The 25,729-nt window shown below is 43.9% G+C and carries 24 protein-coding genes; 16 read left to right on the plus strand and 8 right to left on the minus strand.

Annotated elements, in window-relative coordinates; all coding sequences use genetic code 11:
* Positions 1-315 precede the first annotated feature (315 nt).
* The 11 genes from Q1A86_RS10155 to Q1A86_RS10205 all read left to right on the plus strand — a co-directional run bounded on the left by Q1A86_RS10155 (position 316) and on the right by Q1A86_RS10205 (position 11,713).
* Positions 316-705 carry a hypothetical protein gene (locus tag Q1A86_RS10155; RefSeq protein WP_299806095.1) on the plus strand — a complete coding sequence of 130 codons (390 nt, stop codon included), beginning with the start codon at positions 316-318 and terminating at the stop codon, positions 703-705.
* Between the two features lie 453 nt (positions 706-1,158).
* On the plus strand, positions 1,159-1,845 hold the full coding sequence (locus tag Q1A86_RS10160) for an ABC transporter ATP-binding protein (protein ID WP_299806097.1): 687 nt from the start codon (positions 1,159-1,161) through the stop codon (positions 1,843-1,845).
* Positions 1,811-2,956, plus strand: a complete 1,146-nt coding sequence (locus Q1A86_RS10165; protein WP_299806099.1) for an HlyD family efflux transporter periplasmic adaptor subunit — start codon at positions 1,811-1,813, stop codon at positions 2,954-2,956. Before Q1A86_RS10160 ends, Q1A86_RS10165 begins: the two co-directional genes overlap by 35 nt.
* Positions 2,953-4,119 (plus strand): efflux RND transporter periplasmic adaptor subunit, encoded by a 1,167-nt coding sequence (locus Q1A86_RS10170; RefSeq protein WP_299806101.1) that lies wholly within the window; start codon positions 2,953-2,955, stop codon positions 4,117-4,119. Before Q1A86_RS10165 ends, Q1A86_RS10170 begins: the two co-directional genes overlap by 4 nt.
* A gap of 77 nt (positions 4,120-4,196) precedes the next feature.
* Positions 4,197-5,381, plus strand: a complete 1,185-nt coding sequence (locus Q1A86_RS10175) for an HlyD family efflux transporter periplasmic adaptor subunit (protein ID WP_299806429.1) — start codon at positions 4,197-4,199, stop codon at positions 5,379-5,381.
* 101 nt (positions 5,382-5,482) lie between these two features.
* Positions 5,483-6,679, plus strand: a complete 1,197-nt coding sequence (locus tag Q1A86_RS10180) for an ABC transporter permease (protein WP_299806431.1) — start codon at positions 5,483-5,485, stop codon at positions 6,677-6,679.
* Positions 6,680-6,910: 231 nt separating this feature from the next.
* Positions 6,911-7,579 carry a potassium channel family protein gene (locus Q1A86_RS10185; RefSeq protein WP_299806103.1) on the plus strand — a complete coding sequence of 223 codons (669 nt, stop codon included), beginning with the start codon at positions 6,911-6,913 and terminating at the stop codon, positions 7,577-7,579.
* A gap of 10 nt (positions 7,580-7,589) precedes the next feature.
* Positions 7,590-8,741 (plus strand): AI-2E family transporter, encoded by a 1,152-nt coding sequence (locus Q1A86_RS10190; RefSeq protein WP_299806105.1) that lies wholly within the window; start codon positions 7,590-7,592, stop codon positions 8,739-8,741.
* 176 nt (positions 8,742-8,917) lie between these two features.
* Positions 8,918-9,997: a DUF2157 domain-containing protein gene (locus Q1A86_RS10195; RefSeq protein ID WP_299806107.1), complete on the plus strand. Its 1,080-nt coding sequence runs from the start codon at positions 8,918-8,920 to the stop codon at positions 9,995-9,997.
* Positions 9,994-11,217, plus strand: coding sequence for a DUF4401 domain-containing protein (locus tag Q1A86_RS10200; RefSeq protein WP_299806109.1), 1,224 nt, complete (start codon positions 9,994-9,996; stop codon positions 11,215-11,217). The genes Q1A86_RS10195 and Q1A86_RS10200 overlap by 4 nt, the downstream gene beginning before the upstream one ends.
* Positions 11,207-11,713 (plus strand): GDYXXLXY domain-containing protein, encoded by a 507-nt coding sequence (locus Q1A86_RS10205; protein WP_299806111.1) that lies wholly within the window; start codon positions 11,207-11,209, stop codon positions 11,711-11,713. The genes Q1A86_RS10200 and Q1A86_RS10205 overlap by 11 nt, the downstream gene beginning before the upstream one ends.
* Before the next feature lie 86 nt (positions 11,714-11,799).
* Here the strand turns inward: Q1A86_RS10205 and Q1A86_RS10210 are convergent, their stop codons facing one another.
* From Q1A86_RS10210 to Q1A86_RS10235, 6 genes are all read right to left on the minus strand, one after another.
* A complete protein-coding gene (locus Q1A86_RS10210) occupies positions 11,800-12,198 on the minus strand; it encodes a hypothetical protein (RefSeq protein ID WP_299806113.1) in 399 nt (132 codons plus the stop codon).
* Positions 12,199-12,354: 156 nt separating this feature from the next.
* Positions 12,355-12,855 carry a rod shape-determining protein gene (locus tag Q1A86_RS10215; RefSeq protein WP_299806115.1) on the minus strand — a complete coding sequence of 167 codons (501 nt, stop codon included), beginning with the start codon at positions 12,853-12,855 and terminating at the stop codon, positions 12,355-12,357.
* Between the two features lie 445 nt (positions 12,856-13,300).
* Positions 13,301-13,621, minus strand: a complete 321-nt coding sequence (locus Q1A86_RS10220; RefSeq protein WP_220759316.1) for a YdbL family protein — start codon at positions 13,619-13,621, stop codon at positions 13,301-13,303.
* Positions 13,622-13,644: 23 nt separating this feature from the next.
* On the minus strand, positions 13,645-13,845 hold the full coding sequence (locus tag Q1A86_RS10225; RefSeq protein ID WP_220759315.1) for a YnbE family lipoprotein: 201 nt from the start codon (positions 13,843-13,845) through the stop codon (positions 13,645-13,647).
* Positions 13,846-13,953: 108 nt separating this feature from the next.
* A complete protein-coding gene (locus tag Q1A86_RS10230; protein ID WP_299806121.1) occupies positions 13,954-17,220 on the minus strand; it encodes a YdbH domain-containing protein in 3,267 nt (1,088 codons plus the stop codon).
* Positions 17,221-17,591: 371 nt separating this feature from the next.
* Positions 17,592-18,440, minus strand: coding sequence for a D-hexose-6-phosphate mutarotase (locus Q1A86_RS10235; RefSeq protein WP_299806123.1), 849 nt, complete (start codon positions 18,438-18,440; stop codon positions 17,592-17,594).
* A 219-nt stretch (positions 18,441-18,659) separates the two neighbouring features.
* On the opposite strand from Q1A86_RS10235, the gene Q1A86_RS10240 reads away from it, so the two are divergent.
* Together Q1A86_RS10240 and yjjG are read left to right on the plus strand one after the other, a co-directional pair.
* Positions 18,660-20,450: an acyl-CoA dehydrogenase C-terminal domain-containing protein gene (locus Q1A86_RS10240; RefSeq protein WP_299806125.1), complete on the plus strand. Its 1,791-nt coding sequence runs from the start codon at positions 18,660-18,662 to the stop codon at positions 20,448-20,450.
* A 283-nt stretch (positions 20,451-20,733) separates the two neighbouring features.
* Positions 20,734-21,420, plus strand: coding sequence for a pyrimidine 5'-nucleotidase (yjjG, locus tag Q1A86_RS10245; RefSeq protein WP_299806127.1), 687 nt, complete (start codon positions 20,734-20,736; stop codon positions 21,418-21,420).
* A 4-nt stretch (positions 21,421-21,424) separates the two neighbouring features.
* Here the strand turns inward: yjjG and Q1A86_RS10250 are convergent, their stop codons facing one another.
* Positions 21,425-22,036: a DUF938 domain-containing protein gene (locus tag Q1A86_RS10250; RefSeq protein WP_299806129.1), complete on the minus strand. Its 612-nt coding sequence runs from the start codon at positions 22,034-22,036 to the stop codon at positions 21,425-21,427.
* Positions 22,037-22,380: 344 nt separating this feature from the next.
* Between Q1A86_RS10250 and Q1A86_RS10255 the strand changes: the two genes are divergently transcribed.
* From Q1A86_RS10255 to Q1A86_RS10265, 3 genes are all read left to right on the plus strand, one after another.
* Positions 22,381-22,746: a hypothetical protein gene (locus tag Q1A86_RS10255; protein ID WP_299806131.1), complete on the plus strand. Its 366-nt coding sequence runs from the start codon at positions 22,381-22,383 to the stop codon at positions 22,744-22,746.
* Between the two features lie 44 nt (positions 22,747-22,790).
* Positions 22,791-23,087, plus strand: a complete 297-nt coding sequence (locus Q1A86_RS10260; RefSeq protein WP_299806133.1) for a hypothetical protein — start codon at positions 22,791-22,793, stop codon at positions 23,085-23,087.
* 212 nt (positions 23,088-23,299) lie between these two features.
* Positions 23,300-23,482, plus strand: a complete 183-nt coding sequence (locus Q1A86_RS10265) for a hypothetical protein (protein ID WP_299806135.1) — start codon at positions 23,300-23,302, stop codon at positions 23,480-23,482.
* 103 nt (positions 23,483-23,585) lie between these two features.
* Here Q1A86_RS10265 and Q1A86_RS10270 read toward each other — a convergent pair whose 3' ends face one another.
* Positions 23,586-25,670 (minus strand): bifunctional 2',3'-cyclic-nucleotide 2'-phosphodiesterase/3'-nucleotidase, encoded by a 2,085-nt coding sequence (locus tag Q1A86_RS10270; protein ID WP_299806137.1) that lies wholly within the window; start codon positions 25,668-25,670, stop codon positions 23,586-23,588.
* Between the last annotated feature and the right edge of the window lie 59 nt (positions 25,671-25,729).

The following is a 25,729-nucleotide window of genomic DNA, read 5'->3' on the forward strand; positions in this document are numbered from 1 at the left end:
GCTTAAGCCAGTTAGTTGAAGTGCTGACAGAAGTGTAAGTAGAGCCACCAATAAGCTTGGCTGGCTCTACTATTAGTTCAGGTGTGCTCTTTATACTCAGTTTTAAAATCATGACTTATTCAATTATGGTTTATGCGATCATGGTATATGCAATCATGGTTTAGTGAACACGACTTTTCTCATTATGACTTTTAAAAGAACAGCTCTGTAATATTGTCAGCCTATCCCCTGTCTACTTACTTACTTAATTAATTGCTTGGAAGCTCCCAAGATATTAATTATTGGTCCCTGTAATCTCGCGCTTTGGAGTAACCCATGAATATCTATTTATTGATCGCTGGTCTTTTCGCAGCATTGACCGCTATTGGTCATTTTTCCTATGGTCGAACGCATTTTTTGATGCCGATGAAAGCAGCAGATTTTGACCCAGGAGCCAAGGCCGTTATGAACTGTGTATTTCACTATGTATCAGTATTTCTAGTACTGTCTACCTTGGTTCTGCTTTGTTGCGCTTTCGAGGCTATCTCTGAGATGCAAAGTTTTGGCACTTTACTGTTTATAGCGCTTAATTTTGGATTATTCGCCATCTGGCAGCTTTATATCGGTTTTATGAGCAGCCTTGAAGCGCCATTTAAACAGTTATTTCAGTGGGTGTTCTTTGCACTAGTGGCAGGGTTTACCTTAGCGGGGACTCTATTAAATTAGGCCATATTAGTAGGTTAACCCCAATCAGTATCATCTCATTCGAGTCCTCTACTGCTCAATTGATCGTACAAACAGTGACTTAAAGTTTGAACTGTAATAGGGTGTTATGAATATTACTCATGTTAATATTTGATTACAGAGTCACAACTTGTCTTTTACTGAGCAGCTAGGTAAGTTGAACAGCCTATTCCAAAAGGATTGGAATTTAATAAACAACAAACAAGGACGACATTATGCACCTCACTATCATTTTGCCTTCCTAAACGTTTTCGGGATCCGCGTTTGATGCCTATTTACGTGTTCCTACCGAACATTTGGTAACAATCGTTGTCCGATAGTTATAATGACGATAATTTACAAATTTTTGCAGATTAACCAAATAGCTACGGCGCTCTTCTCTGTATGATTAGAGCTTGTCTATGATGTTTGCTAATCCAGCCATATGAGCATTTTATGATTAAAGTTCATCAATTAAAAAAAGAATATCCCATGGGAGACAGCTGCGTGAAAGCGCTCAATGGGGTGAGCTTCGCTATCGCGAGAAATGAGTTTGTTGCCATCATGGGGCCATCAGGTTCTGGGAAGTCGACATTAATGAACATTATTGGCTGTTTAGACAAGCCAACGTCGGGCAGCTACAGCTTAAACGAGCAAGAAGTTGCAGAACTCGATGATGACGCTTTGTCTGCTGTGCGTAACAAGGAGATTGGATTTGTCTTTCAAAGCTTCCATCTGTTACCTCGTTTGTCTGCTTTGCAAAATGTATTGTTACCCTTAAGGTTCTCAGCTTCACCAGAACAAGACACTGATTATGCTCATGAGTTACTTAAGCGGGTTGGTCTTGATACCCGTCATGAGCACAGGCCAAATCAATTATCCGGTGGACAAAGGCAGCGTGTTGCCATTGCACGGTCTTTAGTTAACCGCCCAGCAATTTTATTAGCCGATGAGCCTACCGGTGCGCTAGATAGCAAAACTTCGGTTGAAATCATGGCGCTTTTTACTGAGTTACATAAAGCTGGCCAAACCATCATCTTAGTGACCCACGAAGAAGAGGTAGCCGCTTACGCCCAGCGAATTATTCGCATGCGTGATGGTGATATTGTTGAGATTGAAGAGCGAGGTGAAAATGCTGCCTAATCGAATTTTCAACCACACAGTGACTCTTAACAATAAAGTGACTGGGCGACTAAGCCTGTTTGCGGGGCAAAAGCGCAAGCTTGCAGTCTCAATGTTACTGGCTAGCAGTATAAGCCCATTAGCACTAGCTGAGTCAGTGGATGCCAATATTAATACTCATCTTCAGCCAAATGCACTGTCGGCGATAGCGGCTGTGAAACAAAAACAACTCACGCCATTATTGTTGACGGGCCAGGTGGCATCGGTGAACTCACAAGCGTTTGTCGTACCCAAAGCGGGCGACTCATGGCGCTATCAAATTCAATGGATGATGCCCGAGGGCACCTTAGCTGAGCCGGGGCAAATTGTAGTTACTTTTGATAAAAGTGAGATTGATAGCCGTATCGAGCAATTAGAGGGCACATTGTTAAGAGTGACGGCTCAGGAGCAAAGCCAAGCGATTGAACTCAATGGGCAATTGTTACAGGCAAAATTTGATTTAAAGCAGGCCAAGCTTGAGTTAGAAAAAGCCAAATTAGATGCCGCCATTCCAGCCGATTTTATTGCTGCAAAGGATTACGCTGATAATCAATTTAACAAACTCAAAGCTGAGTCTGAATTATCAAAAAAATACCAAGCGTTAGCCGAAATTGAAGATAAGCGTGTAGCCTCTTTATCACAACTTGCGATTGATAAAAAACGTGCTGAGCTGGAACTGTCTCAGGCACTTGCAGGACTTGAACAATTAGAGTTAAAAGCAGAGATTGCCGGCCCTGTTTTGTATGGCCGCGAACCGTGGCGGGATAAAAAGTACTCGGTGGGAGACAACGTACAAATAGGCAGGCAAGTCGCCAATATTCCCGCATTGAATGAGTTAGAAGTGGTTGCATGGGTTAATGAAGTCGACGTTGATCGCATTGCGGTTGGGGAGCCAGTACGTTTAAGACTTGACTCGCAGTCGAGCACTGTACTGAACGGCAGTATTAATCAAGTGAGCCGTCAAGCGCGTAAACAAGCGGCGTGGGGAAATAGTAACTGGTTTAAAATCGCGATTAAGTTTGCCGTCGATGATCGAGTGGACATTATTCCCGGAATGAGCGTGTTAGTCGAAACAGGAGTCAGCTCATCATGAAGCAAACAGCAATAGCAATATGCGTGTTATCTAGTCTGCTCACAGGTTGTGGTGATGAAGTGGTAACTCAAGTTGAGTCGGGCGTATTAGATCAACAAATCGAAGTGACGGGGGAATTAGTGTCAGCCAATACTGTTAACCTCAAGCCGCCTGTATTAAGGCGTGTGTGGCAGTATCAGGTCAAAATGTTAGCACCCGAAGGTAGTCAGGTGCAAAAAGGCGATAGAGTTGCCCAACTTGATACCTCTGCCTTGACCCAGCGTTTGTCGGTTAAATCGGCAAATCTAGCGACAACCGTACAAGATATTGAAACCTCCAAACTGCGTAATGCCAAGAAGCTGGAAGAGCTTAAGCTTGATCTGGCTGAGGCCAAGATGAATCAAGAGAAAAGTCAGATGAAAGTCGACATTTCCGATATAACCGTTTCGGTTATCGATCAGCAAAAATACCTAAAAGATGCGATTATCGCTACCGATCGCGTGACGTTAATCAAGCAGAAGATTGAGCTTGAAATCGAAGGCGCTGAGCAGCGAATGAAGATGCTGGAAGGCGATCAGCAAAAGTTTGCCGCAGAAGTCGCAGCCTTAAATAAAGGAATCAAGTCACTGACCTTAATCGCACCCCGTGATGGTATGGTTGTTTACGGTAACGACCAACAAGGCAATAAGTTAGCGGAAGGACAAAATATTTATGGTGGTGACTCGGTTTTGAGTATCCCAGATCTGCAACACATGCAGGTCAATATGACCATACCAGAAGTGGAAGCGGGCAGGGTACAAGTCGGTCAAGTGTTAAAGATCCGTCTCGACGCTAATCCTGAAAAAACCTTTAATGGCAAAATCATTGAGCTAGGGGCGGTGTTTAGAATTAAAAACCAAGATGTGCCGCTAGTGATCTTTGATGCGGTGGCCAGTATTGATGAAGTGGATTCTGACTTAATGCGTCCGGGGATGACAGCTAAAATCAGTATCGACATTGCGAATAACACCCCTGAGTTATTATTGTCGTTAGATGCAGTGCATTACGATCGTGGTAAAGCCTATGTGATAAAACCAGGCCTATTTAGCGACAGTAAACAATACGTCAGTTTAGGAGCTATGGGTAAAGAGCAAGTGGTGATTACCGAAGGGATTGAGCAAGGTGAAGAGGTATTATTGCCATGATAAACATAACCGCTTTTACAACAAAGAGTGTGCACGGTAATGGCATTCAATCCTATAAGAAAAGCTTAGGTTGCAGTATGTTATTGTTGGCGACCCTGGCGTTAAGTGCGTGTAGCGATCCTGCCACTAATGGCGTAATAACCTTTGAAGTTGAGCGTGCTGATTTTAAAGTGGATATTCCAGCATCGGGTGAACTAGAAGCCAGTAACTCAACCACAGTCAATGTACCCACAGGCCTTCGAGGTCCGCAGTCTCTAGCCTGGATCATAGACAATTTTAGCAATGTTAAAGCTGGAGATGTCATTGCGCGGATGGACGGTACGCGAGAGAGCTTTCGTTTAGAGATGGAGTCACTCGACTATGACCGTTTAGGGCTAGATAGTCAGATCCAATCGCAAAAAGATAAAACCATAGATAAAACACTCAGTACTGACACTAAATTAACGGCACAAGAGCAAGATCTCGCCGATAGGTTTTTTAGTGAAGATGAACGTGTTTACACCAAAATCGATATTATCGATCAGATGCGAAACCAAGATTACCTTAAAGCCAAAATGGATTTCTATGGCTGGGGGATTAGTCAGCATGGTTCTCAGGCAGATGCCGAGCAAGAGCTGATTAAGCTTAAGCAACAAGGGCATAAAGCGAAGATGAACCGCTACTCTAGTAATCTGCAACAGATGGAAATCGTAGCACCGCAAGATGGCCTGTTTGTTGCCCAGCCTGGCTGGAACGGGGTAATACCGATACCCGGCGACATGATGTGGTCGGGCATGGCGATAGGCTTACTGCCTGATACTTCTAAAATGCAAGCAAAACTGTTTGTACTTGAGTCAGAGGCATTAGGTTTAGCAATTGGTAAACCTGTTACCCTTTATCTTGATGCTTATCCAGAGCTTGCGCTTACAGGCACTTTGACCCAGCTCGATGCGCTTGCCAAAGCAAAAGAGCAAGACAGCCCTGTGAATTATTTTCAAATTACTGTTAGCCTCGACAAAACCCTGGTTGAAATTATGCAGCCTGGCCGACAGGTCAATGCCATGGTGCATGCACTAGACGCAAAAGATGTGATTACTGTGCCTAATCAAGCATTGTTTCAAAAGTCCGGTGAGTATTGGGTATACCTTAAAACGCCAAAAGGCTTTGCCAAACAAAGCGTGACGCTAGGTAATCGCAGTCTAAACCGTACCGTTATTACTGAAGGATTAAAGCAAGGCGATACGGTTGCACTGACGACACCGCCAAAGAGGAATCGAGTATGACCCAGAATAGACCCGCGGCGGTTCTGACAACTATCCAAGGCAAAAAAGCGACCGTACCTCTTAGCGTATATTGGGAGGGGGTTAAGCAAGCATTTGATGAAATGCGTCATCATAAGCTAAGAACCTCATTAACCTTATTGGGGATGATCTTTGGCGTTGGTGCGGTGATAGCAATGCTAAGTGTGGGTGAGGGAGCTGAACGCGAAGCGTTAAAAATGATTGAATCCATGGGGGTAAATAACCTTGTGGTTAATGCGCGCAGCGCTGAAGGTGAGGCGCTAAAGTCCGAACGCGAACACAGTATCGGCTTAAGCCTTAGAGACATAGAAAGCGCAAGGGATACTTTACCGTTTGTTGAAAATTGGAGCGCCGAGAAAAACGTAAAGGTGTTTAGCTTATTCAGCTTAAAAGGCCGTAGCGATGCAAAAGTTGCAGGGGTGACGCCAAGTTACTTTGAGTTAAGTGCGCTGCCTTTAGGCGAAGGCCGAACGCTAAATGCTACTGATGAAGATTATTATCAACAAGTTGCAGTATTGGGTCCAGAAGCGGCAAGAAGCTTGTTCCCTCAAGGCAATGCAATTAATAGTTTGATAAAGATTAATCATCAGTGGTTTACCGTGGTGGGTGTGCTTTCAGAAAGAGAGGGCAGCAAGTCGAGCATTCAAGGGGTTAAACTTGGGGGGGAGCGCAATCAAGTTTTTATTCCTTTAACTACCGCGCTTAAAAAGCTGCAGTTTAATACGTTAGAAAGCGAGCTTGACGCCTTTAAACTAGCCTTAACGGATGGCACTGAGCCATCATTAGCGTCTAAAAGTTTGCAGCATCTGTTAGATAGGCGCCATGGCGGCGAGAAAGACTTTGAGATTGTGGTTCCAGCAGACCTACTGGCTCAACATCAAAAGACCCAGCAGATCTTTAATATCGTTATGGCCTGTGTGGCGGGGATCTCTTTACTGGTGGGCGGTATTGGTATTATGAATATCATGCTCGCAACCATTCTCGAACGTACTGGAGAAATTGGCTTATTACGCGCATTAGGGGCAAAACGCAAAGATATAGCACGTCAGTTCTTAATTGAAAGTATCGCTATCTCAGCAACAGGCGGCATTATTGGAATTGCGGTAGGCTTACTATTAGCTCTGGTGATTTCGTCTGCAGCTGGCTGGCCAGTGGCATGGTCGCCTTTCTCTATCTTATTGGCTCTTGGCGTTTGTATGACGATAGGCGTGGGATTTGGTCTGTATCCAGCCAATAAGGCGGCGAAACTTGACCCCATCGTGGCTCTGCAACGGGACTAATTGTTCTTATATTTTATTCAAATAACCCGCGATATCATCGCGGGTTATTTTTTATTTTTGACGCAATATACTTAGAAAACTCGTTGACGGTAATATTTAGTTTTTGTTGGTTGCAAACATGTTAAAACAGTAGGCGTAAAATGGTAAACTAAGCTATTGTATTAGAAGCATTCGCCAAACGACTTAGTTCGCTTTATTGTCGAGTAAAGATTACGGCCAAGGAATTGTCAGTTGACTGATAAAAGAATTAATAAACAGAATAATTTTTACTATATGACCTGTGCACTGGTAGTGCTGTTATTGAGTGCGTCTTTGGTTAAATCTGTGGCTGACGGAATATTGGAGTCCTTTCTTGAGGGAATTATTACCGTCACTTTTTTAGTTTGTGTCGTTAGCTTAAAGATAGATTCAAACTGGAAGCGCTTTATGTCAGGCCTTATCTTGATTTGGCTGTTGACTGCAATCGTAAAACGTTTTTTTAGTATCCCCTATATAGACCTATTTATGCTCGGCTTAATGTTTGCCTTTTTTTGGGGCACCTTTAATTCTATCGCCCGTCAAATACTCTTCACAGGTTCAGTTAACGGCAACAAAGTCGTTGGCTCCATAGCACTTTTTCTACTTCTTGGGCTCATGTGGGCGCTGGTTTATTTGCTTATCTTGGCGTTATCGCCGGGAGCATTTTCTGGTATCGAACATAGCGCATGGGGGAAGGATTTTTCTCAAATGGCATACTTTAGCTTTGTCACGTTAACGACATTAGGTTACGGCGATATTAGTCCTAATACGCCTTTTGCCCAAGTCGCAGTATATATGGAGGCCATTGCTGGAGTGTTTTACATGGCAATTGTCGTTGCAAGTTTGGTGAGCGCAGGATTAGCTCAAAAAGAGACCCAATAGGAACGTTAATATGGAAAATCCAATGCAACATAATCAAAGTAAATTGTTTATCAATAACATGATGGAATCGGCAATTAGAATAGGCTTGCTGTTTATGCTGCTTGTTTGGACCTTCGATATCATCAAACCCTTTGTGATCCCAGTGCTTTGGGGAGCGATTATTGCGGTTGCATTGATGCCGATGACTCAAAAGCTTGAGCGTGCACTAAAGGGGCGCAGAGGGCTTGCTGCGACCATACTGGCGTTAGCTGGGATTATCTTACTTATCGCACCGTTCTGGATTGTCTCAAGTTCAATCTTTGAAGGGATCTCACATATGGTTGCGGTGATGCAAGCAGGCGATATTAAGATCCCTGGGCCGACTCAAAGGGTGGCTGATATCCCATTAATTGGCGACAAGCTATTTGAGGCTTGGGCACTGTTTGCCACCAACCTTGAAAAAGCCGTGCTACATTTCTTACCGCAAATAAAGACCGGGGTTAGCGCCGCGGCAGGAATGCTCGGCAGTAGTCTAGGTACCTTGGTGATGTTTATTATTTCACTGGCCATTGCGGGTGGTTTTATGGCTCACGCCGAAAAGTCATCGGCAGCGGTGAGTACTGTAGCAGTGAGAGTGGTAGGTAAAAATGGAGAAGAGTGGACCAGTTTAACTGCGGCAACCATTCGCAGCGTATTGCTCGGTGTGGTTGGCGTGGCATTTATTCAATCTTTGCTAATTGGCTCAGCATTATTTACTTTTAGTATTCCTGCTGCGGGCGTATTTACCTTTATCGTGTTTATTTTGGGTATTGCTCAATTACCACCTCTGTTGGTGGTATTACCGATTATTTTCTATGTTTTCTCTACGCAAGACACTACACCAGCAACGATATTTACTGTATGGGTATTGATTGCGGGTATTTCTGACAGTTTCTTAAAGCCGATGCTAATGGGGCGCGGAGTCGATGTACCCATGCCTGTGATCCTTATTGGTGCGATTGGCGGTATGATTGCCGCGGGGATTATCGGCTTGTTCTTAGGCGCAGTGATATTGGCTATTTGGTATGAGCTATTTACGACTTGGCTGAATATGGAAGAGGCTCAATTGGCAAGTGCTAAAGCGGCCGATGCAGCGGAAGATAAGCTCGTTAGTGCACCAGAGCAGAGCGGTAAGGATGCTTAATTGAGTTAATCGTTAGCTAGTTTCAATGACAATGGGCGCCACTGTGCGCCTATTTTATTTGGCTAAAAGTATCAATTTATTGAGATAAAATAGCTTAGTGCATAAAATTAATCAGATATTGATTGGATACTAAAGTGTAGAAATATCAAGGGATCTAGAACATCTAGGAACAGCGAGTGAATAATTTAAAGACCGCAGTGTGGCATTGGTATAAGCAAGAGAAGATAACGCAAGCGTCACTCCCTGACGCGTTAACTTGTGTAACGGATAATGCAGAAAATCATCCCACAGCCACACAATGGTGTGCCTTGAGTGATTTACTCCTTAGCTGGCTTGCAGCCTTACTCATAGGAACTGGACTCGTCTTCTTTGTGGCGGCAAATTGGCAAACCATGAGCCTGTTTGCTCGATTTGCTTTGGTAGAGGCGGCGGTTATTTTTACGCTACTGTTATATGTATTCATGCGCTGGCGCGCCATTAATCATAGAGATAAACTCGGCTTCGGCTATACCTCGGCAAATGCGGTGTTGCTGATGTTAGCCATCATGATCGGTAGTCTGTTGGCACTCGTTGGCCAGACCTATCAGACAGGCGCAGATCCCTGGCAGTTGTTCGCCCTGTGGGCACTATTCACACTTCCACTTGCTTTGGTTGCTGGGTCTGAACTTTTATGGCTACTATTTGGCTTGTTATTGAACCTTGCCACCGTGCTCTATTATCAAACCTTTCCAGGTTTTTTTGGCCGACTTTTTTTGTTTGATCTCGCCTTAGAGGCACTATTTCTGCTGAATTTATTACTCCATGTCTCCAGCCTGCTACTCAGTGGCAAGCTAGGCTTCTCACTAGGTTTAACGCTTGGCTTATCTAAGGAGTTGTCATCAAATAATCATCAAAGGTTTGCAGCGACCTTACTGCAACAGCTTACCATCTCGGTCGTCGTTGTGAGTGCAACACTGTTGGCAATTGAAGAGATCTTCGATTGGAATTCAGGTGTCTGGTTATGGGGTTACTTTGCTCTTATCGCAGTGGGATACTGGCTTTATAATTTGAAATTAAAACAGATATTTGTACTTGCTATCGGTGGTTTTAGCTTAGTCGCTGTCAGCAATAGTCTATTAACTCGTTTGGTACTCGAGGGAAACGAGCCCGTTGGTTTGTTATTAGTGCTAGGTCTTTGCATTATCGGAACTACCAGTTTGCTGACCATATGGCTTCGCCAGCGTCACAGGGTATTTTCGAAAGGAGGCAATAGATGAAAAATCAAATGCTTATTGCAAGGTTTTTCTCGTCATCAGAGTCTGACCTTTACAAACTCTGGTCTAGTTTATTTAAGCTAAATCTAACTAGCCAAGAAGAATTCCCTGAGGTAGAAGACCGCAGCCCTTGGTATATCCAGTTTATGCAGTCAGTTGCAGCTTGGATAGCATCACTGTTTATCCTCGCGTTTAGCATCAGTTTGTTTAACCTTTTTTTTGATGACTTAGACACAGGTTTTGCGACGGTTGTGGGTGTGTTTTATAGTTTTCTCGCCTTGGTTATCTATCGAAGCATATCCGATAAGCAACTGTTTTTAAATCAAATGGCTTTTGCTTTAAGTTTATGTGGACTGCTGTCTCTAGGTTACGGCATGACAGATTGGTTTAGCCATGAGCTGAGCAAAGATATTGGGTTAGCATGGTATTTAACCTTTGGTGGGCTCTTATTACTTCAATGGTATTTCATTGAGCACACTAGTCATCAATATGCGATGAGCTTTGGCATGATAGCTTGTCTTGTTGGTGCCAGTTATGAGTTAGGGCTGCTTGAGATCATGCCGAGCTTTATCATGATCTTGTTTGCCGGAGTCTGGTTGAACCATGGCAAAACAGGTAAGCACTTTGCCGCTATGGGATCCTTTGGTTATATGCTCGCTTTGTGGCTGCTGCTAATTCAGTTCCCTTTGCTAATCAGCCAATCTGATTTATTTGGTCGAGATGAGTTTCCTCAACTCGCCGAGTGGGCCAGCGCTTTGTCTGTTATCTCTACGCTTATCATTTCGCTTGTGTTGTTAAGAAGATGCTTACGGCTTCTATCCATTTCGCTAACCAGTAAGCAGGGCTTAAGCATCATTGCCGCCATGCTTGTATTGGCAGGGCTTTCTATACCTATGACGGGGCTGTCCGCGTCTCTGCTTGTCTTGATTATCGGTTTTTATGTCAAGGAAAGGCTTATTACTGTGTTAGGTATTGTCGGAATACTTAGCTTTATTGCCTGGTATTATTACAATTTGCAATTGCCATTACTCGACAAGTCAATCTGGTTAGCGGCTCTTGGCTCGTTACTGCTTTTGGCTAAATTATTGCTAAATAAATTACAGTCAGCCCAATTACAACAGAGCGAGCTACAACAGAGCGAGCTACAACAGAGCGAGCTACAACAGAGCGAGCTCGTTCGAGAGAAGCAGGAAGAGCAAGTGGGAGAGCGTGATGATGTGTAAATTACCTGTTTCGGTTTATATTCTTATTGCGACTGTTTTAGGGACTTTGGCATTTGTTAATTGGGACATTTACCAAAAAGAACAGCAATTAGCTAAGGGTAAGGTGGTTCGCTTAACCTTAGCGCCAGTCGATCCACGCTCCTTAATGCAGGGAGATTATATGGCACTTAACTACGCCATTGCCGCCGAACTGAGAGCCAGAATTGCTATGGAGGTGGGTGATGGTTTATTGCAGGTCAAACTGGATGAAAACCAAGTGGCGCAATTAGTCTCTGTCGATAATGGCTCTGAAGCAAAAAAGCTTTCATCGAGCGATATCATAAATATTCAATATCGAGTCCGCCACAAGCAAATCAAGTTTGCCAGCAACGCCTACTTTTTTGAAGAGGGCCAAGCTAAGCGATATGAAGCCGCGAAATATGGCCAGTTCAGAGTCAATCAGCAGGGGGCTTTACTATTAGAGTCCATGTTAGATAAAGACTTTAAACCACTTTAAGTTAGCAGTCTAAGATGTCAAAAATCAAAGTCTTAATTAATTGTTGAAGTGTAGGTTGAGCATTATTTATAACATTGCGCTTGCGATTAAATAGGTTTGCCACACAAGGTGATTTTAAGCCTCTCATGACCATTGACTAAGCAGCTTAGTGGTTCATGTGGAGATAAGTTTAGCTCTTGTAGTCCGTTAAACTCTTTGTCGTGCAGCAGACAACTAACCTGACACTTTAGGTTAAGTAACCCTGATTGTATTGAAGGAGAATTTGCAGAGTCGATAAAGCTGCTTTTAATAATGATTGAAGCGTATTCAGTATCAAAAACTTGCGCCTCTCCCACATAAAAACAACGGTACTGTGAAACCAATACTTGGCCATTATATTCTAGCGTCACATCGAGTCGGATATATACACGACGGGATAAGTCAAACTTAGTCTGCTTATTACGGTTAAGCGAAGATATGTATAAACCGCCTAGAGGACTACTCATATATTAAGTACCGATATGGATAAATGCTTATTGTATGAAGCTAAGGCCTGCTTTTAAATAGCCTGTTTTGAAATAGCATTTTTTTCATAAGTTTCTCATCAGTATTTAAATAGTTTTGCTTTTATTAGCTTAGCTTCTATTGGCTTAGCTTAGCGCTTAATTGATAGACGCTATCGCTAACTCTTGCTCCTGTTTTGCAAGCTCTTGAAAACAGATTGCTGAGTTAACTAATGGTTCATGACCTTGGTGAATAACAACATCTCTAGCTCCAGCGCCTAAAGCCATCTCTCTAAACGCTCTAATTTCTATCATGGTTAAGCCGCCCTCAGTTTTTTCCATTGGATGAATGATGAGGCGCGGAGCTGGTGCTAGCCGCTTGTTATCGCCTAATTTGTTGATGATCTCTTTCAGTAAACGCTCTGCAACAAAGAAATCATTAAGGAGTGCTCTCGGGTGAGAGAACGGATTTAATGGATTAACGTAGGCTTTGTTACCAAAAGCGGTCACAATTTGGGCTCCATTTTTACCTTGTTCGACTTGCAACTGCGGCTTTTCGTCAAATACCACATTTGTTTTAATATCAACAACCCGGATCCGGTTTTCCCATATCTGGACATATAAAGTTGAACTGAATTTATCGATAAAGCGACGGAACATGAATGATCTCTTCCTTGGCGAAACGCGCATGGCTATTTAGATAGCGGCGTAATAAATATTTATCTACACGTCGAAATGCCAACATGTTGATTTATCGACACTCTAGCAAAGAATCTGTGTGAAAACGAGCTTGATTAACGGCAATATGCTCATCGATTTATCCATGACGAACCTAGGTAGTCAGTAACTGATCTTGATTAGCATATCTGGATCTTTGATTTATAGCGGGTCGGGTCGAACTTATTCGCTATAGGTTATCCGTTATAGCTTTACAGCGGTACATAGGCGGATTATAAGGGGGAAGTGAGAGTTCAAAACGTTGTGGCTTAATGAGAAACTATCAAGCCTATACATAAGCCTACTTTAGATAACTGACGCCTGATTTATGCTACATAGCTAATCCGCTAAGCCGCTATAGAATAACGGCCGTTTAGCAAAGTTTTAGTTACTTCTTAACCCATTTTCCAGACTTATTCTGAATATAGTGGCCTTTCTTAGTGGCCTGAATTGCTTTCTCGGCGGCGAGCTTAGCAACGTCACTGACTGTGATGCTATTCTTCTTAGCTATCTTCTCGTAATGAGCCTTGCGCTTGGCATTGACTGAGCTAACAACTGACTTGGCTTCGGCAGAGCTTTTAACCACACCCAGGTAGCCATTAAGCTGTTCACCGACTAGTCCTTGAGCTTTAGCATCTTGCAGTGAAATTGCAAAGGCATTAAAGCTAAGCAATAGAGCTGCAAAAAGGATAAGTAATTTTGATTTCATCATGATCTCCTTTAATTCTTTGCTTAAAACAGTTCGTCGTTAGATAAAAGTTGATCTAACTCTTTGTCGACTTTGATTTTAATCTCGTGTTCAATCTTCACATTGAGATTGATCACTATTGGTTTATCTGGTGGCTCAATCTTAACGGTTGGACTGCAACCGACTAGCGCATAACACGCAAGCATTACACTGAGTAGTACTTTTGGATTGTGCAATGTTTTCATTGGTTTATCCTTTCCTTATCGGGTTAGGCTGAATTGAGTTACCAATCGCTTTGTCTGTGAATGCAATTGGCAAAAGTAACACTTTGATTGTTTGGGAGCTATCTATGCTTAGTTGACTGCTCGCTCAATCTGATCCTGTAAATTATCGCCTATCTGTAAACTTCTCAATAACTGTAACATGTTCTCCTCTTGAGAGTAGTTGAAGTGAATAGGCCGTTCAATACCGCGGCTGCGTCCTTTTACATTGACCTTTAATATTGCATCTCCTTGGGCGTCCATATCGAAGCTGCTTGAAAGCTCTGAATAGGTTAGGTGTTCGAGCGCGGAGAAGGCGAACTCTAGGTAAGGTTGGCTCTGGCGCATCTGCTCAACGGCAGGGTTGTTGCCTATGGCGATAAGGCCGCCGGGCGCTCGTGCTGCGAGTCGACCGCCTGAGATACTGGCTTTACCTTTTTCGATATTGACGGGCAGGACACCATCGAAAATACCATCGGCGTAGATCCCAACTTGGGGTTGGATTGCTAGCAGCTGCTGCAAATCTATCTGCTGCAGTACGAAATATGCCGATGAAGGTTTTTTAAGGTTTAGCTGAAACTGCGGAATTAGTAACTGACCACCCAATAAGTTGCCCTGTGCTGTTAATCCTACCGATGCCTGCTTTACGCCTAACAACTGCTGCGCTAAGGCCAAGTTCTGCGTGCCTTCACCTTTATTGGCAGACTCACTCATTAGCTCATTGTCAGGTTCTGATGTGGACTGGGTGGCAAAAGAGATAGCAGCGTCGGCGTTGATATCGGTGATCAGTACACCCGGGTTAAAGGCTTTCAGTGACAGGGTGATGTTATCGCAGTTAAAGGCGCTCTCGCGCTTATTGCTGCTATCTTGCTGCCATTCAAATTGGCATTGGGTAGCCATATTGCCGCCATCGAAGGGCAGGTTGTTAAGACTGCCTTGAATATCGCTAACCTTTGGGTCGAGTGTGAGGTTAAATGCCAGTTTTTGTTCTCTATTAAGCTGATAATGCATGGATAAGTCGGCATTACCTTGAATATCCAGTGAGTCTGGCAAGCTGTCAGTTTGGCTTAAAAACGCCAAGATAGGCGCAAACTCGCTCTCAAATTGCCAGTCCCCAGTTAAGCGAAAGTGGCTTAAGTCGTTTATTAACTTATCGCGTTCAGGTACGAACTGATGTTGGCTGTTGAGGGTGAGATCATTAATGTGCCAGCTTTCAGTACTGTTAATACGTTGCTGTTTAAGTTGGAGTTTTTGGCTTAACTCTATGGACTCGAACTGAGCGAGCTTTTGCTTAATCAGGCGTCTCTTGTGTTTACTGCTTTTAGCGCCATCCCCATGTCGAACTCGATTATAGCCAGATTTGTCGAGGCTCAGCTCTGTGAGGCTGATATCAACTTGATTACTCAGGGTGTGGCTTAGCAGTTGAGAGATAAATGAGGCATCAGCTTTTAAGGTTTTTTTCTCGCTATTGGCAGTGCTATTTTTTGCATTATCCTTGTCGCTTGATTGAAACATCAATGGGATAGCCTGCATAAGCTTTATGTTGGCGCTATCGAGATGAAGTTTATAGTTCTCTTCAAGGGCATTATGTAACAGTAAATGGCCATCGACGCCTATGACTTGATAGCTAAGCGCTGGAATGGTCAGCCGAGTTTGCCCTTGCTGGTAATGGTACTCGACAGGAGAGTCGATAGAGAGCTTCGTCTGACCTATTTTACTGTCTAGATAAGAAGTGGCGAGCGCTGTATCTGCGCCAGGATCAATGTTGGTATCTGAATTTTGAACTGGACTGCTAAGCGTTATGCCCTCGGCTTGCTGTAAGGCACCACTATCGATGCTGATAGTGTAACTTGCTTGTTGCTGTGTCTGCTTAAGAGAGAATCTCCCCCCGATGTTTAATGAGGCTTTATCAATCTCAATGCGGTAGGGGAGCTCGGCTAATTTAGGCCATAAACGATTGAGAGTCATAGATTGCTGATGTTTTGCCGTGAGTTGCCAATTGGCACTGAACTGGTAATCGTCAGCAGCTAAGCTTTGATAAATTAAGCTTGAACCTAACAAGTTGGCTTCGAGTTTACTGTCTTTTATCGCCAGCGATACTCTGGGTATAGACAATGCCTCTTGGTCGATTTGATAGCTTAACCCCTCATCGAAGCTAAGTCGCAAGTTCGGTTTGGGTCCATCTCTGGCTGTAACTTTGTCACGAGTCAGGCTTAGCTGATCATATAGTTGCTTCAGGGCTTGCTCGAACGGTTTGTTATCGAGTAACGAGAGTAGCTGTTTAAGTTGCTTATCGTTGTTTATGTTTGCAGGTAAATGGGGATCAGCATAGAGGCTCTTGTCTAAGCTAATGGGCAACTCAAAGGGCATAATTGTGAACTTTGGAGTGGCAATATGACCGTTCACCTCGAAATCGAGTCTGCCTAATGGCTGTAGACTGGTGTTAAGGCTAATGGGTTGCAGAATAAGTTTGGCAAAGTCGTTTAAGACTAATCGGGTTCCCTGCAAACTATGGTGAGAGCTCAGCTCTGCAGTTTTCAAATCGAGTGTGGCCGTCGAGTCGAGTGTGGCGTCGAGTAAGACGTGCTTATCATCTAATGCTTGGGTGAGTCGATATAGCGGCGCAAATAGGCTCTTATTTGAAGCGATGGCATTAGGGGGCTGGTTAGCCTCTAAGCTGTGCTCCGCTGCGGCTAATCGACGGCTAAAAGATTGCAGCAGAGTTAAGTCAACCTTAGTTGATGTATGCCATTGCTTTTGGTTGAGTTCAGCAGATAAAGACAGCAGTGGTTTATGATCCACCTTGAGCTGGCTTTTTAGCTCGCCCAGCCTGTTTAAACTTAGCTGTTCTAGCTGAAGCGTTGGCGCGAGCTCCTTAAGCCCTTCAATGGAGATGTGGATGTTATCGAGCACAATCTCGGGAAATGCATCGATATTCAGGCCGATAGTCGGCCCACTGTCATTGTTGCTCTGGCTCGATAATTTCAATGCACTGGGCGCAAGTTTTACATCTATGTTTGCCGCAGATAAAGCGCGCAGTTCGCCGGCCTTGAGCGCCCAGAGCTTAGTGTCTTTATTGAGTAAGATAGTAAGATCTGAGATGACTATCTCTGTGCTGTCTACCGTTAATTCGGCTCGAGAAATCTGCCATTGGGTCAGGCTCGTAGGCGTAAACTTGAGAGTGTGTATTTTAGTCTGGTAAGCGGCGAGAAATTGATTGGCGAAATTGATACTTAGCCGCTCATAATGCCACAGTGCAAGGCCTGCAACGATTGCTACAAGTGCGATCAAGCCAAGGGACGAGAATAATGTAAAGCGCGCGGCTTTCTGGCGCCAGTTTTTCTGTACAGCCTGTGACACTTGCAAGATCCCATCTGTAGTTGATTTAGAAGGAGCTGGGTAGCTTCTCGCTTTCAGTATAGTAGTGAGATTCTAACATCTTAACTAAAGAGCTGAATAGGGGATTAAAATCTTATCTTAGGTGTTTTTTAAATGACAAATACTCTCGATTAATATTTTATAACAATGAGTTAGTGTTTATGTGTATTGAGAGGAGGATTCGGGGCGATGGCGTGATTAAGCACTGCTATTGAAAGCACCATTATTGAAACATAGTGCTCAAAAGACTATGGGGAGCAAAACAAGGGTAATGACTTTAGTCCAAAAAGCGAAGACCGACATGCCGGTCTTCTACAGCTGATGCTGATACGGCGTTAAAAGCTATTAACCGTTTATGCTTTCCAGCGAATATGGGTAGTTAGGGTATGACTCTCGTTTGGCGCGAGTGTCACCTTATCTTCTAGTACATTCGCAGCTTCTAGGCAGACCATGGTGAGATAGTCATCGCTATTGAATCGAGACAAACGCTGTGATTTCTCAATCCAAGGGTTCCAAAGTACGGCGCTCTGACTGTTTTCACGGCGCACTTCTATTATGCCATCTGGGGTATGTAATTCTTGGCACTCGCCTAAGTTGGTATAGACGCGGTCAGTTTCGCGAGTGAAATCGACACTATCACCTTCTTGCGGGAACGGCCCTTTAGCAAATTCAATATACTTGGCACCGCTAAAACCACTGGCTGTTAACTGATGAATGTCGTTTATTGGGAAATAGGTATGCAGCGCCTGCGTTAGGCTGACTTCATAATCACAGTTATTGGTGTTGACCAAGCTTACCGATAGCGTGTCGCTTAGCGTGAACAGTAACTCAACGCTAGTATCGTGGGGCCAGTACTGCTTATCTTCTTCACTAATCTTAAGGGTAAATTTTAAATCAACGATTTGGTTTCGCATTTTAACCGACTCAAGCGACCAAATACGAGTTCGAGCAAAACCATGCTGAGGGAAATCAGGATTATCACTCATGCCAAACCAAGGCCAACAAACCGGAATGCCTCCACGAATACCATTACCTGGCTGATAATCATCGGCACTGGATACCCAAAGTAATGGCTTTTGGCCTACCGGCTCAAAATAATCAATTTGCGCCCCCTGCATAAAGACTCTGGCCTTACACAAAGGAGTATTGATGTCGACATATTCTAGACCATTAGCATGTTTACTGGTGGTGACCGAACCCATGAGGAGTTGTCCTTTCAAAGCGTTAGCACTAATAATTGATTTAGCTTACCCGTTTTTCAATATCTAGATAAGCATTCTTTCGACTGTATTTACGGTAATGCTGTTCTCTTGTACAAACAAACACATTTTATTGCTGAGTTTTTGCTCAAACTTGGTTAAGGTGGTCAGAGCACTGACCATAATGATAACGATTAATAAGAAATTGAAAGGGACGACACTATGCCAATTTACCAAGCACCAATACGTGACTATCAGTTTGTATTAGGCGAACTACTCAATATTTACCAGCAAGATAACTTAAGTGGTTTTGACGAATTTGACCCAGAGTTGATTGATGCAGTGCTTCAGGGCGTCGCCGATTTTACAACTGACATTATGTTGCCATTAAATGGCAGTGGCGATGTTGAGGGCTGTCGTTTGGTGGAGGGCAAAGTGATAACCCCTAAAGGCTTTATCGATGCTTATCAGCAGTATGTTGATAATGGTTGGGCAACCTTAACTTGCGATCCCGAATACGGCGGACAAGGGCTACCAGAAGTGGTGGGTATTTTTGCTACCGAGATGAAAACGGCGACCAATATGGCGTTCGCCATGTACCCAGGCCTAACTCACGGAGCCTACGCCGCGATTCATGCTCACGGCAGCGAATCGTTAAAAGCCAAGTATTTAGATAAGCTGGTTAGCGGCGAGTGGACCGGCACCATGAACCTTACCGAGTCTCATGCTGGCACCGACTTAGCTTTGCTGCGCACTAAAGCTATTCCTTGTGGTGATGGCAATTACAGCATAACAGGGGAGAAGATCTTTATCTCATCGGGCGATCATGACTTGACCGATAATATTGCCCATTTAGTGTTAGCCAGACTGCCCGATGCGCCTGAAGGCGTAAAAGGAATTTCACTGTTTGTGGTGCCTAAAATCTTAATTAACGACGATGGTAGCCTAGGCGAATCAAATCGTCTTTATGCAGCCAGTCTCGAACATAAGATGGGGATCCACGGTAACTCTACCTGTGTGATGAATTTCGACGGCGCAATTGGCGAGCTGGTGGGCGAAGCGCACCAAGGCTTAAGAGCTATGTTTACCATGATGAACCAAGCAAGACTCGGGGTAGGGGTTCAAGGGCTAGGCGTGTCTGAGATTGCTTACCAAAATGCCGTCTCTTACGCCAAAGATCGTATTCAAGGCCGTGCATTAAGCGGAGTGAAGCAACCTGAGCAAGCAGCCGATCCCATCTTAGTTCATGGTGATGTTCGCCGTATGTTGCTATCACAAAAGGCCTTTAACCAAGGAACTCGTGCATTAATGGGGCAACAGGCACTTTGGCTCGATCAGGCGCAAAGAGATAGCTCTCCCGAACAAGCAAAAGCAGCCTCTAAACTGGCAGCGTTATTTACACCTATTGTGAAAGGCTTCGTGACAGATCAGGGCTTTAAGGCCTGTGTGGATGCTCAGCAAGTATTTGGTGGTCATGGTTATATTCATGAATGGGGCATGGAGCAATTTGTCCGTGATAGCCGTATTGCGATGATCTATGAAGGGACCAATGGGGTGCAGGCATTAGATCTAGTTGGACGAAAGATATTGTCTGATAAAGGTGCGACTTTGCAGTTATGGTCTGAGCAAGTTAAAGGACTTATCCAAACTAATATGGCCAATGAAGCGATGAAACCTTATCTTGCCGGGCTAATGGATGCTGCTGGCGATCTTGAAAAGGCCACGGGATATATTGCCGCTAATGCAAGTAAGAACCCAGATCTTATCGGCGCAGCATCAATGCCTTATATGCAAATCTTGGGGATCACGGCACTGGCGTGGATGTGGACGCGCAGCGCCGAAACTGCGCTAGCAGCTTTGGCTAATGGCAGCGATGAAGAGGCGTTTTACCAAGATAAGTTAGATACGGCGCAGTTTTACATGAACTACTGGGCTGTACAGACTCGTAGTTTGCGTAAACAGATCCAGGCGGCAAGTGAAGGTATCATGGCATTTGATGACAGTGGCTTTTAAAGCATAGCGGCGGCTTTACCTAAAGCCGCTTTTTACGAGCAATGGCGGTAAGTTAAGCTCAAACAGATTTAAAACGAAAAATGTAAAACGCAAAACTAAGAACCCAGTATAAACTGGGTTCTTTACTTTAAGAGTTATCAAGCACTAAGTGCTGTTCGAGATCTATTTCTATCTGCCGACGATAAGGTCTTTATAGCAAAAATGTATCTGGGGCTTGGACAAGAAATAGGACTTAAGATAACCTTGCCGGACTTTTTATTGTCGAATATTTAATAGGACTGAGATGCAGTATAAATGGGTACTTTTTGACGCCGATGAAACCTTATTTCACTTCGATGCATTTCAAGGCTTAAAGTTGATGTTCTCCCGTTTTGACGTGGAGTTTACTCGTCAAGATTTTCTTCATTATCAAACGGTCAACCAGCCGCTTTGGGTCGATTACCAAGATGGAAGGCTGACCGCGAGCGAGCTACAGAATATTCGTTTCGAATCTTGGGCGCAGAAACTGGCTGTTTCAACCCAGAGGCTAAATAGCGATTTCCTTACTGCAATGGCTGAGATCTGTCAGTTGCTTCCAGGTGCTCAGGAGCTGATAGATGCGTTAACGGGTCGCGTGAATATGGGCATTATCACCAATGGCTTCACACAGTTGCAAACAGTCCGTTTAGAAAAGGTGGGATTAGCCAATCGTTTCTCCCCGTTAGTGATCTCTGAGGAAGTTGGAGTTGCTAAGCCTGATATTGGTATTTTTAATCACGCTTTCGAGATGATGGGTCACCCACACAAAGAGTCGGTTCTTATGGTGGGCGATAATCCTCATTCAGATATTTTAGGTGGATTAAACGCCGGTATTCATACCTGCTGGCTTAACAGTCACGGAGCCGAGAAACCCCATGATATCGACCCTCACTATCAGGTGAGTTCGTTATGTGAATTAAGGCTGTTACTTAGCGATAAGATGATCGCTTAAGGCTTTAGCGTTTCTTCTCGAAATGCAGTAAACGATTATTGGCAGGCATGGAGTGATCGGCAATGAGCTCCAAGCCTTGCACTGCAGCTAGCGCATTTATCCATTCGATATCTCGGATGGCACTTTGTGGGTTTTGCTGCAGTAACCATTGGTCGAAATTACGATTGCTGTTGCTAGTATATTCGCCGTTATAGTTAAAAGGACCATAGACACAAAAATGGCCGCCCTTAGCTAAATGTTTTCCAATCCCAGCAAAGAAATCCTCCACCATCTCCTTCGACATGATATGCAAGGTATTGGCACTAAAAATACCATCGAGATCTGTTGATTCGATCTGTTCTATCGGCCAGGGCTGAGTGACATCAAGTACCAGCGGGGTACGTAAATTAGAGCTAGGTTCTGCGCAAAGCCAAGCATTGATCCCATCATGGTAAGCAAGCTGATCGCTAGTTTGCCAAATAAGGTGTGGCAGCAACTTAGCAAAGTGTACCGCATGCTGGCCCGTACCACTGCCCACTTCTAGTACATGCCTGACTTGGGCAAAGCTGTGTTCTAACACGGCGGCGATGGCAGATTTATTATTTTCACAAGACTGGGAGTAGGGTAATGAGCTCAAAATAGCTTCTATATTTTGGGGTTAGGTCATTGTTTTACCCCGAATACTGAATAAATTCAACCGTTGCTAACCCTATGGGGTCTTTCTCCTAGCCTAAACTTGCACTTGTTTTGTAAAGCCCTGTGTCACTTTGGAACAGGGCTGCTTTCGAATAGATCTGCCATTAAGCAATTAACGGATCCATGAGTAAATGGTGAAGAGCTAAAAATGAAATCAGCTAAAACAAGTCACTATCATGTAGCTAACGAATGCCAAGTAAGTTGAAAAAGCCTAACAGCCACTAGGTGTTGCCGACAAAAGGCGCTACTATCTAGGCTCAAATTTGCAGTGAATAAGGCAAGACTTTGGCTATAGAACAAAATGAGATTGTTGCGCTATTAAGTGAACTCGAGTGCAGAACCAATTTTTCAATCAAGAAAGTAACCGAATACATGCTGCCTAAATTAAAGGAGCCTTTCTATCTGTATGTTGATGGTAAACAGGCTCAATTGGTGATCCGCCCTGCCTATGAAGTATTCAAAGCCGATTTAGCAGCGCTTGAGGGGGTCAATGCAAAAGAGCAGTATTGCCATTATTCAGAGATGACCCGATTTCCTAAAAGAGTGCAAAAGAGCGTCAATGGCATTCATTACGGTTTAGCATTTAGCTTCGATAACGCAGATGGATTAAAAAGCTTTATCAAGCAGTTGATCACTATCAACCAGGGCTAAGGTACAGCTGACGAAAATGCCTAGGTAAAAAGGGTGAAAAGCTGATGAGAAAAACTGATAAGAAGATTGATAATGCCATTCGCGTAGCCCTCACTGAAGTGTGTGAAACACTTAAACAAGAGGTTGAAGGTTTTAGTTGGCTGACTCATAGGGTTAACTTCTCACAGGGAATGGACTCTTTAGTGATCACCTTTATGTTTGAGTCGCAAGTATTACTCGATAAGGCCAGGTCAGGCCGGCAGACACAGCAGATGATAGCCTTGACTCAGGCTAGCCTAAAAATAGATAACATCTGTTTAGCCAACCCGAGTAAACAGTGCCGTTTTGAGGCAAGGCACTAAGCTTAGTGGATGAGAAAGTGCTGGTGGAGCGCAGGTGTAAGCAGGTTGTCAGGCTGTTATAAGTAGACACGCTAGTTCTAGATATATTGAATTTGATTCAGCGAGTTTGTCTTGGTGAAACATTCTTATACTAAAATCTATTACGGTGCTCGGTTAAAGATGGTTTAGACTGTTTAGTAAGAGATTAATATGGATTAAGAGAGTTATATGACATGGAGTCAAATAAACTTACTTCTGAAGAACAACTGAATGACGCTGAAATTGAAGCACTTCTTTCTGAGCTCAATAGTAAAAGATTGAAGTTTTTTGTGTTTGTTGTCGGCGTGGCGGCGGGGCTTCCTGCAGGTTTCTACGGTGCCCGCTGGTTGTATCAATGGCTATTACCTATGAGTTAACCTCATGTTTGATAGAATAGCTCAGTAAAATAGAACGATAAATAAAAGGCTCCTATTGGAGCCTTTTCAGTTCTAGTGGCTAAAGTTGCTTGGGTATTTTCGCTTACTTAGCAACGGGTTCTGTCACTAGATCAATACTGTAAATGGCAAAGCCTGCAACGGCTTCGGCATTATCAATCTTAACCATCTTACGCTGTTGGTTTTCTTCGATAAACTGAGCCGCAAGTGCACTATCTTGAGTTTCAAAGCGGACGTCCAGCTTTACGTTGGTTTCAATTGTCTTGAAGTCCCAGTTGTAATCGGCTGTTGGGTCAACAGCGCTATCGTAACCACCTGCATCGTTAGGCTTTGACTCTGCTGTGATGTATTGCGATAAGGCTTCACGGTTCTCATCAGGAAGCTCTAACACTACGTGATCAGGGCCTGTACCCGCAAAAGCACCGCCAAAGGCACGGTAGTTATTAGAAGCGACAATAAACTCCTTGGTCGCTAACTCTTCACCAGTAAAGATCTTGCCGTCACTGTCTTCAAAGCTTAAATCGACGATACGGTTAGCATCTTGATTAACCACTTTACAATCGCGATCAAACTTAGATTCTTGCGTGACATCAATTTTGTAGGTGAGACCATCGATAACATCGAAGTTATAAGTTGGGTGACCTGCACGGTTAATTAAATTTTGTGGCGTAGTTTTGTTTGGATCAATCTTATTGAATTGGTTAGCACTACACTCTAGCCAGTCTTTTAGCTCGGCACCTGTGGCCTTAACTGCCACCATGGTATTTGGGTACAGGTAAAGATCGGCGGCGTTACTGTAAGTCAGCTCGCCTTTTTCTACCATCACGAACTGGCTTGCATCGCCTTCTTCGTAACGTCCACCGGCTTTAAATGGCGCAGAGGCTGATAGTACAGGAAGCTTCTTAAGCTCCTCATCTGAGCCATTTTGGATCTGCTGCTCTACTTTGGCGATTTGTGCATTAGATACAATCTGTACCGTTGGATCGTCTTGTACCAGTGTGAGGAAGCTATACATGTCTGCAGCAGCTTGACCGATAGGCTGGCTAACAAATTCCATCGTACCTTGGTGCTCAAGCTCAACAGCGTCACGAATTGATTGCTCACCGTCAACCAGTTCAACCTTGTTTGCATTGTCAAAAACAGGGCGAGCTTCGGTCTGAGACTCGTCGTGGTAAACCACCCACTTGTCATCTTCTTTACGCAGTTTTAGATCCACAATACCTAGGTTATCACCCCAGCGGCCAGGCATAACCGCCGGAACACCGTTGAGTAAGCCTTTTTCGATATCGGTATTAGGTAGGTCGGCAAAACGAGCATCAGGGAAAATAGAGTGGCTGTGGCCAAACATGATAGCATCGATGCCTTCAACCTCGGTTAGTGCATAAGTGGCGTTTTCTGCCCATGCATCACCAGGGTTTTCACTTGAACCAATACCCGAATGAGGAATTGCGATGATGACATCGGCGCCTTCAGCCTTCATCTGAGGAACAAACTTCTTAGCAGCTTGGGTGATCCCAAGTACTTCGACTTCGCCGTCTAAATGAGCCTTATCCCACTGCAGAATTTGTGGCGGCACGAAACCGATATAACCTATCTTGATGCTGTGTTCATTTCCATTAGTATCGACAACCACTTTATTGGTGATCAAGTAAGGAGCGAACATGTTGTCGGCAAACTCAACATCATTCCAACAGCCGTCTTCCTTTGCACAGATTACGTTAGCGTTAATGTAAGGGAAGTCTGCACCATCAATGGCTTTTTCTAGGAACTCAAGACCATAGTTAAATTCGTGGTTACCTATGTTACCGACATCATAATCAAGAGTGTTCATTGCCTTATAGGCTGGGTGGGTGTCGCTTAGCCCAGCGCTCGCGATATAGTCACCCATAGGGCTACCTTGTAATAGATCACCGTTATCGACTAATACTGTGTTAGTTCTTTCGCTACGCGCTTCGGCAATCAGGCTCGCTGTTCTGGCTAAACCTATGGTTGGATCTTCTTTACCACTATAGTAGTTAAAGTCCATGATATTGGTGTGAAGATCGGTGGTTTCTAGAATTCGTAAGTCAACTTGAACATTTTTATCGTCATCGTCATTATCAATCCAATCACAGGCCGTAAGACCAAGCGTAGAAGCGATAACCACTGCTAGTACTTTCTTATTTAACATATCCATACTCTTATAATTGTTTAGACCCCAAGAAGGTTTAACCCTTCTTAAACTGCGAA

The organism is uncultured Shewanella sp. (assembly GCF_947497935.1).
Lineage (GTDB): Bacteria > Pseudomonadota > Gammaproteobacteria > Enterobacterales > Shewanellaceae > Shewanella.

Coding starts and splice junctions, on each gene's coding strand:
- Q1A86_RS10155 (WP_299806095.1), top strand. CDS start 316: ATGAATATCTATTTATTGATCGCTGGTCTTTTCGCAGCATTGACCGCT.
- Q1A86_RS10160 (WP_299806097.1), top strand. CDS start 1,159: ATGATTAAAGTTCATCAATTAAAAAAAGAATATCCCATGGGAGACAGC.
- Q1A86_RS10170 (WP_299806101.1), top strand. CDS start 2,953: ATGAAGCAAACAGCAATAGCAATATGCGTGTTATCTAGTCTGCTCACA.
- Q1A86_RS10175 (WP_299806429.1), top strand. CDS start 4,197: ATGTTATTGTTGGCGACCCTGGCGTTAAGTGCGTGTAGCGATCCTGCC.
- Q1A86_RS10180 (WP_299806431.1), top strand. CDS start 5,483: ATGCGTCATCATAAGCTAAGAACCTCATTAACCTTATTGGGGATGATC.
- Q1A86_RS10190 (WP_299806105.1), top strand. CDS start 7,590: ATGGAAAATCCAATGCAACATAATCAAAGTAAATTGTTTATCAATAAC.
- Q1A86_RS10200 (WP_299806109.1), top strand. CDS start 9,994: ATGAAAAATCAAATGCTTATTGCAAGGTTTTTCTCGTCATCAGAGTCT.
- Q1A86_RS10205 (WP_299806111.1), top strand. CDS start 11,207: ATGATGTGTAAATTACCTGTTTCGGTTTATATTCTTATTGCGACTGTT.
- Q1A86_RS10210 (WP_299806113.1), bottom strand. CDS start 12,198: ATGAGTAGTCCTCTAGGCGGTTTATACATATCTTCGCTTAACCGTAAT.
- Q1A86_RS10215 (WP_299806115.1), bottom strand. CDS start 12,855: ATGTTCCGTCGCTTTATCGATAAATTCAGTTCAACTTTATATGTCCAG.
- Q1A86_RS10220 (WP_220759316.1), bottom strand. CDS start 13,621: ATGAAATCAAAATTACTTATCCTTTTTGCAGCTCTATTGCTTAGCTTT.
- Q1A86_RS10225 (WP_220759315.1), bottom strand. CDS start 13,845: ATGAAAACATTGCACAATCCAAAAGTACTACTCAGTGTAATGCTTGCG.
- Q1A86_RS10235 (WP_299806123.1), bottom strand. CDS start 18,440: ATGGGTTCGGTCACCACCAGTAAACATGCTAATGGTCTAGAATATGTC.
- Q1A86_RS10240 (WP_299806125.1), top strand. CDS start 18,660: ATGCCAATTTACCAAGCACCAATACGTGACTATCAGTTTGTATTAGGC.
- yjjG (WP_299806127.1), top strand. CDS start 20,734: ATGCAGTATAAATGGGTACTTTTTGACGCCGATGAAACCTTATTTCAC.
- Q1A86_RS10260 (WP_299806133.1), top strand. CDS start 22,791: ATGAGAAAAACTGATAAGAAGATTGATAATGCCATTCGCGTAGCCCTC.
- Q1A86_RS10265 (WP_299806135.1), top strand. CDS start 23,300: ATGGAGTCAAATAAACTTACTTCTGAAGAACAACTGAATGACGCTGAA.
- Q1A86_RS10270 (WP_299806137.1), bottom strand. CDS start 25,670: ATGTTAAATAAGAAAGTACTAGCAGTGGTTATCGCTTCTACGCTTGGT.